This window comes from Falsihalocynthiibacter sp. BN13B15 (genome assembly GCF_041205415.1).
GTDB classification, from domain to species: domain Bacteria; phylum Pseudomonadota; class Alphaproteobacteria; order Rhodobacterales; family Rhodobacteraceae; genus Falsihalocynthiibacter; species Falsihalocynthiibacter arcticus.
Map to the genome: position 1 here is coordinate 78103 of NZ_JBGFCE010000003.1, position 14914 is coordinate 93016.

Sequence of the window (14914 nt, forward strand, 5' to 3'; positions counted from 1 at the left end):
CGACAAGGGCAATTGAGCCGGATCTTAAGCAATACAGGGGGCATTTGCCCCATGTTAAGATTGTGGCGAGGCAAACATGAGCGAGCAGGAGCGCCCCTCTGGGCGACCCCAAAAACCCCAGGATTTTTCCCTGCCCTCCCTTGGCGAGGAGCTGGATTCTGACGGGCGTCCGACGGGCCGTTCTGGGGCGCGGAAAACTGCGTCTCGGCCTTTTGATCCCACACAATACGTCCAAGGTCGACCCGCAGGAGTGCAGGCGGACGATAGCCGTTCAACCCGTCGTGGCCCCCGTGAAGACATCGATTTGGAGGATTTGCCACCGCCATCTTACCAGCCACAAAATACACCTCAGCCCGAAGTTTCCAAACAACCTGAGGCGTTTGATCGTGTCTATTCCCGTTCGGAATCCCGATTGGATGCGGACGCCACTGAGGCTGAATCCGCCTATACCTTTGTTCCAGCAAACCGCGTGCAATCTGTGCCTGACCCCATTCCGGAACCTGAGCACAAATCTACGCGGCGCATGGCAAAAATACTGAATCTTGTCGGAGCGGCGACGTCCATTGCTTTGGTTTTAGGTCTTGGGTTTTGGGGATATCGATTGGCTGTGCGCGACGTTTCGGGCATTCCAATCGTGAAAGCGCTTGAGGGGCCCATGCGCATTCAACCCGAAGATCCAGGGGGCGAATTGGCGACCTATCAAGGACTCGCGGTGAACGCGGTTCAGGCCGCAGGCGAGGCGGAAGCGACAGCTGATCGGTTGGTTCTTGCGCCATCACCGGTCGAAATTCGGGAAGGGGATGGAGTGTTATCCGCCCCCATTATATCCCTCAAAGGTACCGAAAAAAGCTCGGAGCAGACACCCGAAACCCCTAAAAAACTTGAAGCAGTTGTAGCAAATGCCCCGCAAGCGTTCGATACTCCTTCGGTGCCCGAGGTTGATGAAATTGAAGAGGCCGTTGCGGAAGAAATCTCCATCGAAACGCCCAAGCAAGAGATTGCGATCAAAGCGCCTGCTGCGTTGGATGTTGTTGCGGCTTCAGAACAAGTGCTCTTGGATGATAACGAAGATCAAGCCCTTGCTACCGAGTTGAGCGGTGATGATCTCCAGCCGGATGCCATAGCCATTTCAGTACCGGGCGTTTCGAAATCGCCACGTCCTCTTGATCGTCCTGCGGATTTCTCGGATCGTGTTTTGGAGCAACGCATCATCGCGAGCCAAACCAGCGCAGTATCGTCGACACAGGTAGGCGAAGACGGGGAGTTGCAAGGATTAAGTGCTGTCGAAATAGCCCCTGAAAATCTACCCGCCGGTACCAATTTGGCACAGCTCGGCGCTTATCCAAGTGCCGAAATTGCCCGCGCGGAATGGGACAAGAAAGCGGCCAAATTTGAAGACTTTATGTCGGGAAAAATACGGGTCATCCAGCAAGCCGAAAGTGGCGGTCGCGCGTTCTATCGTTTGCGTGTGCACGGGTTTGACACGATCAACGAAGCCCGCCAATTTTGTGCCGCGCTTCAAGCTGAAGGAGCGGAATGTATTTCCGTTGTGATACGTAAATGAGCGAGAATACTGCTATTCAGACCGCGACAAGCGCCGTCATTTTCGGCTGTTTAGGACCAGAACTCCTGCGCGCAGAGTCCGATTTTTTTGCTCGGATCAAGCCCTTTGGATTTATACTGTTTGCCAGAAATATTGAGTCGCCCGAACAACTTTTAAAATTGACATCTGATTTGCGAAACAGTGTTGGTTGTGACGCGCCGATATTGATCGACCAAGAGGGTGGTCGCGTGGCCCGCATGCGCGCTCCACATTGGCGCGAATGGCTGCCAGCACTTGACGAGGTCGCGACGTCCTCTCACCCTGAGCGCAGCATGTATTTGCGTTCGCGGATCATGGCACAGGAATTACTGGCCGTCGGCATTGACGCAAATTGCGCACCCGTTTTGGATTTGGTTCGTCCGGAAACTCATGGTGTTTTGGCCAACCGTTGCTATGGCGAAATCCCTGAAATGGTTGTGAAAATAGGCCGCGCGGTTGCCAGTGGTTTGCGTGATGGGGGCGTTTTCCCTGTGGCGAAACATATGCCAGGGCACGGGCGCGCGAGTGTTGATAGCCACAAAGACCTCCCACGCACAGACGCAACAGCCGAGCTTCTGGCGGCGCATGATTTTGCTCCCTTTAAGGCGCTCAATGACCTCCCCATGGCGATGAGCGCTCATGTTGTTTACGAGGCTTATGACACGGTTCCTGCAACAACATCCCTAAAAATGATCCGTTTGATCCGTCAGTATATCGGCTTCTCTGGTCTACTGATGAGTGACGATTTGTCGATGGAAGCTCTCTCGGGAACGCCAGCCACACGCGCGGCGGCCTGTCGGGAAGCGGGCATTGACGTGGTTTTGCATTGCAACGGAATCCTGTCGGAAATGGAAGCCGTCGCCGAGGCCGCGGGCCCTCTGACAGATGTTGCGAAAATACGTGCGCAAAATGCCTTGGCGACACGCCGCGCCCCAGATGACGCGGATATTTCCATTTTAGAAGCTGAACATCGCGCACTTTTGTCTGGAGCTGGCCGTGTCTGAAAACCTGTTCGCATCAGAAGAATTGGCCAAAAAAACAGCGGATGACCTCTCTGTTGAGGAACGTTTGGCGGCGGAATCTCTGATTGTGGATGTGGAGGGGTTTGCCGGACCGCTCGACCTTTTGTTGTCGCTCAGCCGCACCCAAAAGGTGGACTTGCGGCGTATTTCGGTGACCGAATTGGCTGAGCAATACCTAAGGTTTATCGATCAAGCGAAGGCGTTGCGTATTGAATTGGCTGCTGACTATTTAGTTATGGCCGCGTGGTTGGCTTTCTTGAAATCACGGCTCCTTTTGCCCCCGATTCCCGGTGAAGACGGGCCTACGGGCGAAGAACTGGCCGCGCACTTGGCCTATCAGTTGGAACGTTTGCAAGCGATGCGCGATTGTGCAGCCCAACTGATGGCTCGGGATCAATTAGGGCGGGATTTCTTTGCGCGTGGCTTCCCAGAAACCGTGGAGCGCGTGCGCAAAGTGACGTATTCGGCGACGCTTTTGGACCTGATGCAGGGATATGCGCGCACGCGTACCCGAGACGATTTTCGCCCCTTTGTTTTGGATCGCCACTCGATTTTAACCATGGAGCAAGCCCTTGAACGCCTGCGCGGGTTGATTGGCTATGCGGGGGATTGGACGGGGCTTGAGACCTATTTGCCGGAGGGGTGGAACTTTGATCCCGCAAAACGGCGCAGCGCCACGGCCTCAACATTTGCAGCCTCGCTTGAGTTGGTGAAAGCGGGGCAAATCGAGATACGTCAAGGTGACGCATTTTCGGCCATTCAAATCAGAAAGAGGGCAGTTTCCAATGGCGATTGACCCCCAAAACCTCGCCGATCCGGCCCCACAAATGGAAGAGAGCCTGTTTGAGGCCCCTCCGCTGGCCGAGCAAGAGCGCATGGTTGAGGCCATTCTTTTTGCGAGTTCCGAACCCGTTACTGTGCGCGAACTCGAAGCACGGATGCCGCATGGGTGCGATGCGTCGGAGGCGCTTGTTTACCTTCGTAAACGGTATGAAGGGCGGGGAGTGACAATCAATCGGGTCGGGGATGCTTGGGCCGTGCGCACGGCGGGTGACCTAAGTTACTTGATGCAAAAAGAGATTGTGGAAACGCGCAAACTCTCGCGCGCCGCCATCGAAACACTGGCGATTATCGCCTATCACCAGCCTGCAACCCGCGCAGAAATAGAAGAAATTCGCGGCGTTTCGGTGTCACGTGGAACGATTGACCAACTTCTTGAGATGGAATGGATTCGGTTCGGGCGGCGTCGGATGACACCGGGGCGACCGGTAACTTTTGTTGTAACTCAAGGGTTTCTGGATCACTTTGGTCTAGAGAACGCGCGCGATCTGCCCGGCCTTAAAGAGTTGCGTGCCGCTGGATTGTTGGAAAATCGACCACCGCCCGGACTTATTCCAGGGATGCCAGACCATACTGAAGATGACGACGATGAATCGATAGATGGTATTGATCAAGGCGAAATGTTTTAAGATTACGCCACAGTTTCGCTGAAATTATGCGATACTTGGCCTGTGTGCACAGCAACGATGAGGACGCGAACATGAATATCGACCGGATTATTAAGATGATTATCAACCAGATTTTACGTCGCTTGGTTAACGGCGGTATTAGCAAAGGTATCAATATGGCCTCGGGAATGGGCAAGGGCAGCACGTCCAAATTGACGCCAGAGCAACAGATTCAAGCCAAAGAAGACGCCAAGCGCAGTCGCAAACTCGCACAAATGACACGCCGGAATTCGAAGTTTTAGACAACAGCGGTCGGAACCGCCGTTTTTCTGCGCGATTGTAGGACGTAGACCACGGCAAACAGGCTTAGTCCGGCGGAAATGAGACCACAAATCGCGAGGCCGTAAGGAGTAAAGCCCGGACGGTAAACGAGAGTTGCCACAAAAACGCTGAGGTACATTACCGCGGAGTTTAGGCCCATAATCGCGCCGCGTTGGGCGGGATCAAGGCGGGTCAACCATCCAACGGTTAGGTTGAGGCCGAGATGTTCCAAAATACCCCATGCTGGGATGATCAACAACAGCAACATATAGCTAGATGACGCCCAAATGAGCACCAGATAAAACCCTGTGAGCAGGGCGAAAATACCCGCCAATCCACGCACAACGGGGATCCGATCCAAGATCCCGTCAAAGGCCATGGCCCCTGCGAAACCGAGGCCATAGAGGAGCGTTAGGATGCCCGCATCGCGCACGGGGTGATTGAGGTTTACTTCAAGATGCGCACCTAAGTAGTTGTAAACCCCATAAAATCCGAGTCCAAGAAGCGCGACAGCAACGAGCGCTGGGACGATCCCATCAACCTTTAAAGCCGTGAGCGGGGAGGTTGCGGATTGGCTTGCTAATTGCTGAGGGAGGTCCATGCGCGCGAGAGGGACGAGCACCGCAAAAACAGCAAAGCAAAGCCCTCCGTAGACATATTGCCACCCAAAGAAGTCGGCCACATAGGCTGAAAGGGTGACACCGCCGACCATCGAGAGTGTCCAACCCGTCAAAACCGTGCCAATGACGCGGGCCTCTTGGCCTTTTGGCGCGATTTGGGCGGCAAGGGTATAGAGGGCGGGGATTGCTACACCGGCGCCGATTCCCGCGATACTCTGGGCGACACAGAGCATGAATACGGTGCTGGATAAGGCGGAAGCTGCAAGGGCTAGGGCAAGTAAAACGAGGGCGACGCGAAGAGATCGGGCGGCACCAAACCGGTCGGCGAGGGGGGCTAGAACCAACGCTGCCGCAGCGACTCCGAGGCCGTAAAGAGCGGCGGCTGTCATCACGCCTGCGGGTGAGTCTGCTCCAAGGGAGAGGGCGACTTTGGCGGCAATGGGCGACAGGACCAAAGAGTTGGACCCGACCACGCCAACAATGGCGGTCAACAGCAGGACAGAACGGTTCATGGCGGGTCTCGTTTGAATAGGAGTTTGAAAAACCCTATAACAACCGAATTGTATTCGGCGATAGGGATTCGACAGCATGGCGAAAAATACAGATAGGATTCAGGGGAATGGTTCAAGGAACGCCGAACTAGACCCCGTTGACCGAAGAATATTAGGCGAGTTGGCAGTCGATGCGACCCAGAGTTTCGCAACTCTTGGCGGAATCGTCGGCCTTTCGGCCCCTGCCGTACATGAGCGCGTGAAGCGGTTGCGGGCGCGTGGCGTCATTCGGGGAACGGTCGCCATGTTAGATGGAAAAGCCGTAGGCAAACCATTGCTCGCATTTGTACATGTCGACACCACAGGCTGGGGAAAGACGCCCGCGTTAATGCAGTTCGCCGACATTCCGGAAGTTGAGGAGGTTCATTCTTCAACGGGGGATGCTTGTCTTATTATGAAAGTGCGTGTGGCCAGTTCGGAAGCCTTGGAAGGCTTGCTTGCGCGTCTATACGCGACCGAGGGCGTGCGCGGCACACGGACCTATGTGGCGCTTTCAACGCATACCGAGCGCAGCGTCCAAGCCGGAATATCAAGCGAGCTTGAGGATACACCAAATATTTACTGACAAATATCTATTTGAAATGTTTGGATAGTTTTAGGCCTTGGCCCTGATAGTTGGACGCAATATCGGCCCCATACAACTGTTTGGGAACCTCGGACATACGTTCATACACTAGGCGACCCACGATTTGCCCGTGCTCCAAAACAAAGGGGGCTTCATGGCATCGCACTTCGAGAACGCCACGGCTTCCTGCGCCACCGGCGGGATCATGGCCAAATCCGGGGTCAAAGAAACCCGCGTAGTGGACGCGAAATTCGCCAACCATTGCGAGGTAGGGGGCCATTTCCGCTGCACAATCTGGCGGGATGTGAACCGCTTCACGGCTTACAAGGATATAGAACGCGCCGGGGTCGAGGATAATGCGTTCATCATGCGTGTGAATGGGTTCCCAGTATTCGGCTGGGTCATAGTGGCCGATTAAATCAAGGTCGATCACCCCTGTATGGGGTTTTGCACGATAGCCGACAAGGCCCGTTTTGCCCGCACTGAGGTCAACCGAAAAACCGAGGCCTTCGGAGATGACGGCTTCGCCTGAGACCAAGCCTTGCTCGGCGTGCATGACTGTGAGGTCGGCATCTGAAATCACGGCCTGTCCGGCGCGAAACCGAATTTGGTTCAGCCGCATACCGGGGCGGACAAGTACTGAGAAGCTGCGCGGGCATATTTCAGCGTAAAGGGGCCCTGTGTAGCCTGCGGGGACGCGATCGAACTCTGTGCCGCCGTCCGTAATGGTGCGTGTCAGCAAGTCTAAGCGGCCTGTGGAGGATTTGGCATTGGCCACCGCTTGGACGCCATCCGGAAGTGCGAGGCTTTCCATCAAGGGAACAACATAGACGCAGCCTTTCTCCAAAACCGCGCCGTTTGTGAGGTCTACACGGTGCATTTCAAACTCAGACAAACGCTCGGAAACGCGCGCGCCATGTCCGGTCAGAAACGAGGCGCGAACACGGTAAGCGACTGTTCCGAGACGTAAATCAAGGGAGGCGGGCTGAATTTGTGCTGCATCAATCGCAGGTGAACCGATGATTTCGCCACGGGCAATCATGTCAGCGAGGGCTTGGCTGGGAAGGACGCCGGGGTTGTTCATGAAGCTACCTTATGCTGCCAATCGGCGCGCTGCGGTCAAGGACCGTGGAAAACGGATGTCCGCGCGACGTGTGCGGATATGGAGTTTACAAAAACGTCCGCAGCCCCGAAAGGTGCGGACGTTTTTGAAATTGGTCGGGCTAGCAGGACTCGAACCTGCGACCTTCCGTCCCCCAGACGGACGCGCTACCAGACTGCGCCATAGCCCGACTTGTGCCTCTTCATAATGTTTTTCGCGGTGGGGGCAAGCAAGAATTACCATCTTGAACATCAAATTTTCAAAGAGGGTTTTGAAACGGTGCCATAGGTTTTGCGAAGGGCGGAGAGACGGGCCGTAAGTTCCGCCAGTTCAGACTTTTTGTCGGCCGAGAAGGGCGCTGCGCGTCGCGTGAGGCGGTGGCGAGATGTTGTGACAACAACGCCTGGTGCATCGTCTTCGGTCGAGTCAGCTTCGTTCGGAATGTCTGACGGTGCGCTGTCTTGCACAGGGGCGTTCTGGGAAGGCGCGGTGGCGTCTTCTTGGTGAATTGGAGCCACCGCAGGTTCCAAAGATTGCTCCTCCGGTTCGGGAGTGGTTTCCTCGATAGGAACACTTTCGGTTGTTCCCTCGGTAACTTCTTCGGCGGAATCGTCTGTGATATCCCCGTGAGCGATCTCTGTCGTTACCTCTGCAGTTTCCATTGCGGCTTCAGGATCGTTTTCAATATCGGGTTCAGGATCAAAGGTGGTTTCGTCCTCCGGTAGGGGCGCAGAAGCCGCTTGGAAGCTCGATGTTTCTATGGCGTCAACCGCAGTGTCGTCAGTTTGCTCAGGGTCTTGTGACGCGGAAAATGTGGGTTCGGGTGTGACTTCAACCGGCGTATCTTCGGTGGCTTCGCTTTCAACATGACTCGGAATTTCCGGTGAGAATTCGGGCGTTGTCTCCAAAGTGACGTGCGTGGCGGGGTCTGCGGATTCCCCCTCATCGGAGGACGCTTCTAAAGGAATGTTTTCAGGCTCCGGCTCAACGGATGTTTCCTGAAGACTAGTAGGGCTGTCAAATTTGGGAATATCAAGAGCCGCAAGATCGTTTAAGTCTTCCTCGCTTGGCGAGTCATCGGGCTCCGGATAGGCCGCATCGAATACGTTGTCTTCAACACTCGTCTCGGGGGTGCCCTCGATATCTGAGGTTTGGAGCGGTTCCGGAGTGGGCGTTTCGCTCTGCTCCGATACTTGCGTGTCCTCTTCGAGGTCATCGGCGTGAAAGGCAGAATACCCGCCCGAAACTTCGGGAATCTCCGAGGGATCAGGAAGCGAAAGCTGTGAGACGGACGTTATTTCGGGCGGCAAAGCCACAGGCTCTTGGGACGCGGGAACTATAGGGTCAATTCCCTCGGCTTCATCGGTCGCGGTGGTCATGTCGGGTTCGGTAGGTGGGTCTTGGGCGATGACTTCAGAAACAAGAGATTCTTCTTCTGCATAGCTTTCGACGTTACCTTCGGATTCTTCCGCAAACTCGGTTTCCAGCTCGATATTGGAAGTATCATCGGTAGCGTCGAATGAGGCGGGTTCCAACGCAACAACCTCATCCGGAACGGAGTCCTCTGGCGCAGAAACGGATCCAACCTCGGGAATATCGTCTAGGAAGGAAGCTTGGAGCGGCGGCTCGTTAACGGTTTGAACCGGTAGAACCTCAGGATTCTCTGGAGGAGTGTCCGGTGTTTCGTCCGGTATTTCTTCGGGCGCGTCGTCGGGGATTTCCTCGGGTGCCTCGTCTGGTACTTCGGGTGGTTTGGGGAACGAAATCACCTGATTTGTCGGCGCTATTTCTTCTGCCGGCGGGGCCGGGTTCGGCACAAAACTTGCCGCGCTGCGCGTGGCTTCAAGAATTTCGTCTGCTGTGCGCTCCGTTTGGGCGGGGGGAATGTCGATCCCCAAGTCATCCATGGGCAAGCCCAGTGCCGCGACATGCTTAATCCCTTCGGCGCGCAATAGTTTTTGAACGCCCTTAATCGTCATGCCATCTTCATGCAGAAGCTTTTTAATGCCGCTCAGCAATTCCATGTCGGCGGGGCGGTAATAGCGCCGACCGCCCGCACGTTTTACGGGCTTCACTTGGGTGAAGCGGCTTTCCCAGAAACGCAACACATGGGCTGGCGTTTCAAGCCAGTCGGCGACTTCTGAGATGGTACGAAACGCATCTTGTGATTTGGACATGAGTCAGACGCGCCTATTTATTGCCGTTTGAAACGCGCTCTTTCATCAAGTGCGACGGGCGGAATGTTAGAACGCGGCGCGGTTGAATAGGCACTTCTTCGCCGGTTTTTGGGTTGCGACCGATACGGGCGGCTTTATCGCGGACACCAAATGTTCCAAAAGACGAGATTTTAACAGACTCGCCCGCAGACAAAACGTCGGAAATATGGTCCAGAACGCCTTCAACCAGTTGCGCGCTTTCGTTGCGGCTTAGGCCGACTTCTTGAAAGACTGCTTCGCTTAAATCCATACGCGTTAGTGTTTTATCACTCATCATGACCCCCTGATTGATTGAAATTGGCACCGACGCGGGCCAATCCGAAAGTGACGGGACTTGGCAGAAACGCCCCGCGTGCTTGGCGTGTAGCATAGTGCGGGTCAAAATTCCGAGTCAATATCAATGACTTGCGCAAGGAGGTAAAAGTAAGATTATCGGCATTTATTTGTTGATAAATGTCGAGAAATGGTCTGGGCGTGCGAAAAATTGGATTTTGAACGGACGTCGCCTTACCAGCGCAGCACGACAGAGCCCCACGCCAAACCGCCACCGATGGCCTCAGTTACCAAGAGATCGCCTTGTTTGATCTGGCCACGCGCCTTGCCCACCGAGAGGGCAAGTGGGATGGAGGCCGCCGACGTATTGCCGTGATCTTGGACGGTAACGACAACCCGATCCATGGACACGTTCATTTTCTTGGCAGTGCCCGCGATGATGCGAATGTTGGCTTGGTGTGGCACTATCCAATCGACGTCGTCCCCCGCGAGGCCCGCTTTGTCGAGGGAGGCATGCGCCGTTTCGGCCAGTTTTTCGATGGCGTGGCGGAAAAGTTCACGTCCTTGCATCCGAAGATGGCCAGAGGTGCCCGTCGAGGTGCCGCCATCCACATAGAGGAGGTCTTTGAATCGGCCATCGGAATGCAAATCGCAGGAAAGAATGCCACGGTCGGTGTTTTCGCCGGACCCCTCTTGGGCTTCAAGGATCAAAGCGCCCGCACCGTCGCCAAATAACACGCAAGTTGCACGGTCGCTAAAATCAAGGATGCGGCTAAAGGTTTCTGCGCCAATCACCAAAACGCGTTTGGCTTGGCCGGAGACTATAAGCGCATTCGCGTTGGCCAATGCATAGACAAACCCCGCGCAGACGGCCTGCACATCAAAGGCAAAGCCGCGCGTCATGCCGATGCCCGCTTGCACCATGGTCGCGGCCGATGGAAAGGTGAAATCAGCGGTGGAGGTGGCGAGGATGATGGCGTCGATGTCGTTTGCGACCAATCCGGCGTCTTTGAGCGCGGCATTGGCGGCATTTATCGCTAAATCGGAGGTATTTTCCCCCTCGGCGGCAAAATGGCGGCGCTCAATACCTGAGCGCGTGCGAATCCATTCATCGGTTGTATCTACGGTGGTTTCGAGTTCGCTGTTAGGAACAATCCGTTCGGGCAGATAATGCCCGACGCCTGAGACGACGGCGCGTATTGTCATTCTTGGTTCCCATCCAAATTGCCCATTTCTTGAGCATCTTGCGGCGAGGCGGCAGAGGATGCAACCCGTGCAGCGAGTTTGTCGGAAAAACCGATCTCGGCGAGGGTAAAGGCGAGTTTGATCGCAGCAGCGATTCCGGTTTCATCGGCGGACCCGTGGGATTTCACCACAGTCCCATTCAGGCCCAAAAACACCCCGCCATTCACCCGACGCGGATCAATCCGTTTGGACAGACGGCGCAGGGAGGTGAGGGCCAATAGGGCAGCGAGGCGCGACAAGGGCGAATGTTTAAAGGCGGCACGCAACTGCTGTGAAATCAGATTTGCCGTGCCTTCGCCAGTTTTGAGCGCAATATTTCCGGTGAACCCATCCGTGACAATGACGTCAACCCGATCCGACGGAATATCGCCCCCCTCCACAAATCCGACATAGTCGATCCCTGCTTGTTCGGCGTGACTGGCGATTAAATCATTGGCGGCTTTGAGTTCTGCGCGGCCTTTGTGTTCTTCGGTGCCGACGTTCAGCAGGCCAATGCGCGGACGGGCAATACCCAACCCGTTGCGCGCATAAGAAGCGCCCATCATGGCATATTGCAGCAAATCTCGCTCGTCGGCGCGAATATCGGCGCCCACATCAAGCATGACATTAAAGCCGCTTTTGCTGAGCGAGGGCCAAAGACAGGCGATGGCCGGACGGTTCACACCCGGCAATTTGCGCAGACGGATCATTGAAATCGCCATCAACGCGCCCGTGTTGCCACAGGAAACCGCCACCGTCGCTTCGCCATTTCGGACGGCTTCGATGGTGGACCACATGGAAGTATCCTTACCGTTTCGCAAAACTTGGCTCGGCTTGGCATCCATGGTGACGACGCCCGGACAGTCGCGAATTTCGCAAACTGATTCGAGGCGGCGCTTTTTGATAAGCTTTTTAAGCACTTCGGCGTCACCATGAACGATGAAACCAATTGCCGGATTTTTTGATGCAGAAAGCCCAATACCGGCGACAACTGCCGCCGGTCCACGATCGCCACCCATGGCGTCAACCGAAATTATGGTGCGCGAAGCCCCCGAAGTCTGCAGATCTTTTGTGTTGATCGTCATGCTCAGGAGCCAGCGAAACCGCCGCTTAAGCTGCGTCTTCGTCGAAATCGACGTCGGCAGCTACAGCGATGATTTCACGATCGGCATAGTGACCACACGCGCCACAAACATGGTGCGGACGTTTCAGTTCGCCACAGTTGCCACATTCGTTCGGATTCTCTGCAGTCAGAGAATCGTGGGATTGGCGCATGCCGCGACGGGACTTTGTAATCTTACTCTTAGGGACAGCCATGTCTCAAAACCTTGGTCAATTCGGGGGGAGAAGCAGGTGCTAAACCCCAGTGTTTGTTATCTTCACGAGCTACATACCCGAGCTTGTCGCTCATGTCCAACCGTCTCGTAAATGAGGCCGGGAACATACTGCGATTCCACTAGGGTGCAAGCAAATTCTTTCTTGGTGCGCGAATCGCGAAGAGCCTTCGCAAATCTTTACACTGTCGCTCGTTATTTCTTATCGGGCTTGTCACCCGTTTTTAAAAGATTTGCAAGCCCTGCAAACGGTCTTGCGTCTTCATCTTGCATTGGTGTGGTTCCTGGGGCGGTAAATTGGGCCGATTCAAGCGCCGCACCGTCGGCCCGCGGATAGAGCGGAACTGCCAAAGCCAAGGCTTCGAGCATGATCTCCCCCAAATCGATCACCCCTTGGAGGGGCTCGCGGGTTTCGTCAGTGTGCATTTCAATCTCGCCGTCTTCATTCGGCTCGCCCTCAAAAACCGAGTGGTCGGCAATAAACACGCGTTGCACTGGCACGTCGACCCGCGTGTTCACGGGCACAAGGGTTACCACGCAATTCTGGGTGACGGTCGCACCGAGCTTGGCCACAAGGGCCCAGTCGGTCTTGCCGCGCGCCGAAAGCTTGCCTTCAAAGCGCATTTTCTTGAGGGTCAGTACATCAATATCCGCTGCAATCGCCTTCAGAACAGCCGCGCTGGGAATAATCGAAAACTTCGTTTCGGTGCGTTGAGCCAAGTCCGCGACGCGCATAGGGTGTGCCCAAGGTGCGAGAGCAGGCGATTGAGGCGTTGGGTCATTGGTCATGTTCGGAGCTTCCATTGTTGATAACATTTGCATCCTTCTGTATGTCGGATAAAAGCCAAGGACCAAGAGATCAAGAGGGTGGTAATGCAAATTAATACAGGCCTAGGCAAGAAAACGGCAAAATTGGTGTGCCTTGGTGCGCTCGTTTTCACAATTACAGCCTGTTCGCCTGTGATCCGGAAGCACGGTTATGTTCCGACCGAAGAAGTTCTCGATAACGTCCTTGTGGGGGTGGATACCGTTGATACGGTTGAAACCACGGTTGGGCGGCCTTCGGGGCGTGGCCTCTTGCAAGATGGTGATTGGTTCTATGTTGAGTCCATTTGGAAGAACTTTGGATATCGCGAGCCAAAGGAAATCGACCGTCAGGTTGTTGCCATTCGGTTTGACAACAAAGGCGTTGTTTCCAATGTTGAACGCTTTGGTATTGAAGATGGCAATGTCGTGGCCTTGTCGCGCCGTGTTACCGATTCTGGCATCTCGGGTGTCGGGTTCTTGGCGCAAATGTTCGGCAGCTTTGGCAACCTAACTGGCAGTACGCTGACCGGAAATCAATAACGTTCAGGCCAGACCGACAGGTTCCGTCGGTCCGGCCTTTTGCCTTAATCCGCTTCAAACTTAAGCGCTACGCCATTCAAGCAATAGCGCAATCCCGTGGGTTTTGGCCCGTCGGGAAACACGTGCCCCAAATGGGCCGCGCAGGTGTCACAATGAACTTCTGTGCGACGCATAAATAATTTGCGATCTTCAGTTTCGCCCACGGGCGCGCCTTCAATTGGGGCGAAAAAACTGGGCCAGCCTGTGCCGGATTCAAACTTGGTGTCCTGATCGAACAGGGCAGAATCACAACAGATACAGCGGAATACGCCCGCGTCTTTGGGGAAGTTGTCGTGGCTGCCCGCGCGTTCTGTCCCATGTTTGCGAGTCACCTTATAAGCTTCATCGCTCAGGATTGCGCGCCACTCCGCGTCCGTTTTTTCAATTGTAGCCACTTGACCCTCCGTAAATAATTTCCTGTCACGTCTTTTTCGTAAAGCAGTGGTATACCATATGGAAAGGGGTGCTCGTTATTTTAAGGGCCGCAATCGACAGGGGTGCTATGTTTAATCTTCACCGCGGAAAATATCGGGCGCGTTTGGCCGAGACTTCAGACGATGTCGCCTTGGCACAGGCGCTGCGGTACCGGGCGTTTTTTGGCCCAGATACAGGGTCGGACGCGGATGATTACGACCAACGATGCTCGCATGTTTTGATCGAGGATGTATCCTCAGATGCGCTGGTTTGCTGTTTTCGTATGCTCGATATGCCCAATGGGGCCGACATCGACACCAGCTATTCGGCGCAATATTACGAGCTTTCGGGCCTGCGTGATTTCGGTGGTCCTATGGTCGAGATGGGGCGGTTCTGTGTCGATCCTAACTTGAGCGACCCCGATATTTTACGCGTAGCGTGGGGCGCTATGACCCAATATGTCGATGCGCGCGGCGTGGAATTGCTGTTTGGATGCTCGTCTTTTAAGGGGGTCGAAGCGGCGACCTATGCAGATGCTTTTGCCTTGCTCAAGGCACGCCACCTTGCGCCAAAACGCTGGTTGCCGAAAATAAAAGCGCCGACGGTGTTTAAGTTTGCCCAACGATTGCGGCGCAAACCGAATGCGCAAAACGCAATGCGGGTAATGCCGCCGTTGCTCAAAACCTATCTGATGATGGGGGGCTGGGTGTCGGATCATGCGGTGGTGGATCGTCAAATGAACACGCTGCATGTTTTTACCGGCATTGAAATCGGCGCAATCCCACCGGCGCGAAAACGACTACTTCGCGCGGTCATGGGCTAAGTGCTTGACGTTTGCGCGGTAGGCGTTTAGCGC

The 14914-nt window shown here is 55.0% G+C and carries 17 protein-coding genes and 1 tRNA gene; 8 read left to right on the forward strand and 10 right to left on the reverse strand.

Features of this window, described 5'->3' with window-relative positions; translation table 11 throughout:
* Nucleotides 1-76: 76 nt before the first annotated feature.
* From AB9F26_RS05655 to AB9F26_RS05675, 5 genes are all read left to right on the forward strand, one after another.
* A complete protein-coding gene (locus AB9F26_RS05655; RefSeq protein ID WP_369767510.1) occupies nucleotides 77-1564 on the forward strand; it encodes an SPOR domain-containing protein in 1488 nt (495 codons plus the stop codon).
* The gene (gene nagZ, locus AB9F26_RS05660; protein WP_369767511.1) at nucleotides 1561-2586 is read left to right on the forward strand and encodes a beta-N-acetylhexosaminidase; all 1026 of its coding nucleotides are present in this window, start codon (nucleotides 1561-1563) and stop codon (nucleotides 2584-2586) included. Before AB9F26_RS05655 ends, nagZ begins: the two co-directional genes overlap by 4 nt.
* Nucleotides 2579-3400, forward strand: a complete 822-nt coding sequence (locus AB9F26_RS05665) for a ScpA family protein (protein ID WP_335584871.1) — start codon at nucleotides 2579-2581, stop codon at nucleotides 3398-3400. The genes nagZ and AB9F26_RS05665 overlap by 8 nt, the downstream gene beginning before the upstream one ends.
* A complete protein-coding gene (gene scpB, locus AB9F26_RS05670) occupies nucleotides 3390-4073 on the forward strand; it encodes an SMC-Scp complex subunit ScpB (RefSeq protein WP_335584872.1) in 684 nt (227 codons plus the stop codon). The genes AB9F26_RS05665 and scpB overlap by 11 nt, the downstream gene beginning before the upstream one ends.
* Before the next feature lie 71 nt (nucleotides 4074-4144).
* Nucleotides 4145-4354, forward strand: coding sequence for a hypothetical protein (locus tag AB9F26_RS05675; RefSeq protein ID WP_039002204.1), 210 nt, complete (start codon nucleotides 4145-4147; stop codon nucleotides 4352-4354).
* Here the strand turns inward: AB9F26_RS05675 and AB9F26_RS05680 are convergent.
* The gene (locus tag AB9F26_RS05680) at nucleotides 4351-5505 is read right to left on the reverse strand and encodes an MFS transporter (RefSeq protein ID WP_369767512.1); all 1155 of its coding nucleotides are present in this window, start codon (nucleotides 5503-5505) and stop codon (nucleotides 4351-4353) included. The genes AB9F26_RS05675 and AB9F26_RS05680 overlap by 4 nt on opposite strands.
* A 76-nt stretch (nucleotides 5506-5581) precedes the next feature.
* Here AB9F26_RS05680 and AB9F26_RS05685 point away from each other — a divergent pair, with 76 nt between their 5' ends.
* The gene (locus tag AB9F26_RS05685; RefSeq protein WP_335584874.1) at nucleotides 5582-6109 is read left to right on the forward strand and encodes an Lrp/AsnC family transcriptional regulator; all 528 of its coding nucleotides are present in this window, start codon (nucleotides 5582-5584) and stop codon (nucleotides 6107-6109) included.
* Nucleotides 6110-6116: 7 nt separating this feature from the next.
* On the opposite strand, the gene AB9F26_RS05690 is transcribed toward AB9F26_RS05685, so the two are convergent.
* From AB9F26_RS05690 to AB9F26_RS05725, 8 genes are all read right to left on the reverse strand, one after another.
* Complete coding sequence (locus tag AB9F26_RS05690; RefSeq protein WP_335584875.1) at nucleotides 6117-7193, reverse strand: 2'-deoxycytidine 5'-triphosphate deaminase; 1077 nt, start codon at nucleotides 7191-7193, stop codon at nucleotides 6117-6119.
* Nucleotides 7194-7324: 131 nt separating this feature from the next.
* Nucleotides 7325-7401, reverse strand: a tRNA-Pro gene (locus tag AB9F26_RS05695).
* A gap of 61 nt (nucleotides 7402-7462) precedes the next feature.
* Entirely contained in the window at nucleotides 7463-9388 is a 1926-nt protein-coding gene (locus AB9F26_RS05700; RefSeq protein ID WP_369767513.1) for a MerR family transcriptional regulator, read from the reverse strand.
* A gap of 13 nt (nucleotides 9389-9401) precedes the next feature.
* Nucleotides 9402-9701, reverse strand: a complete 300-nt coding sequence (ihfA, locus tag AB9F26_RS05705) for an integration host factor subunit alpha (RefSeq protein WP_039002211.1) — start codon at nucleotides 9699-9701, stop codon at nucleotides 9402-9404.
* A gap of 233 nt (nucleotides 9702-9934) precedes the next feature.
* Nucleotides 9935-10906: a beta-ketoacyl-ACP synthase III gene (locus AB9F26_RS05710; protein WP_039002213.1), complete on the reverse strand. Its 972-nt coding sequence runs from the start codon at nucleotides 10904-10906 to the stop codon at nucleotides 9935-9937.
* Entirely contained in the window at nucleotides 10903-12009 is a 1107-nt protein-coding gene (plsX, locus tag AB9F26_RS05715; protein WP_369756174.1) for a phosphate acyltransferase PlsX, read from the reverse strand. The genes AB9F26_RS05710 and plsX overlap by 4 nt, the downstream gene beginning before the upstream one ends.
* Before the next feature lie 25 nt (nucleotides 12010-12034).
* Nucleotides 12035-12241, reverse strand: coding sequence for a 50S ribosomal protein L32 (gene rpmF, locus AB9F26_RS05720; RefSeq protein WP_335584878.1), 207 nt, complete (start codon nucleotides 12239-12241; stop codon nucleotides 12035-12037).
* A 212-nt stretch (nucleotides 12242-12453) separates the two neighbouring features.
* Nucleotides 12454-13047 carry a DUF177 domain-containing protein gene (locus tag AB9F26_RS05725; protein ID WP_369756175.1) on the reverse strand — a complete coding sequence of 198 codons (594 nt, stop codon included), beginning with the start codon at nucleotides 13045-13047 and terminating at the stop codon, nucleotides 12454-12456.
* Nucleotides 13048-13131: 84 nt separating this feature from the next.
* Here AB9F26_RS05725 and AB9F26_RS05730 point away from each other — a divergent pair, with 84 nt between their 5' ends.
* The gene (locus tag AB9F26_RS05730; RefSeq protein WP_369767514.1) at nucleotides 13132-13605 is read left to right on the forward strand and encodes an outer membrane protein assembly factor BamE; all 474 of its coding nucleotides are present in this window, start codon (nucleotides 13132-13134) and stop codon (nucleotides 13603-13605) included.
* A 44-nt stretch (nucleotides 13606-13649) separates the two neighbouring features.
* Here AB9F26_RS05730 and msrB read toward each other — a convergent pair whose 3' ends face one another.
* Nucleotides 13650-14039, reverse strand: a complete 390-nt coding sequence (gene msrB / locus AB9F26_RS05735) for a peptide-methionine (R)-S-oxide reductase MsrB (RefSeq protein WP_369767515.1) — start codon at nucleotides 14037-14039, stop codon at nucleotides 13650-13652.
* A 107-nt stretch (nucleotides 14040-14146) separates the two neighbouring features.
* Between msrB and AB9F26_RS05740 the strand changes: the two genes are divergently transcribed.
* Complete coding sequence (locus tag AB9F26_RS05740) at nucleotides 14147-14881, forward strand: GNAT family N-acyltransferase (protein WP_335584882.1); 735 nt, start codon at nucleotides 14147-14149, stop codon at nucleotides 14879-14881.
* The last annotated feature ends 33 nt before the right edge of the window (nucleotides 14882-14914 follow it).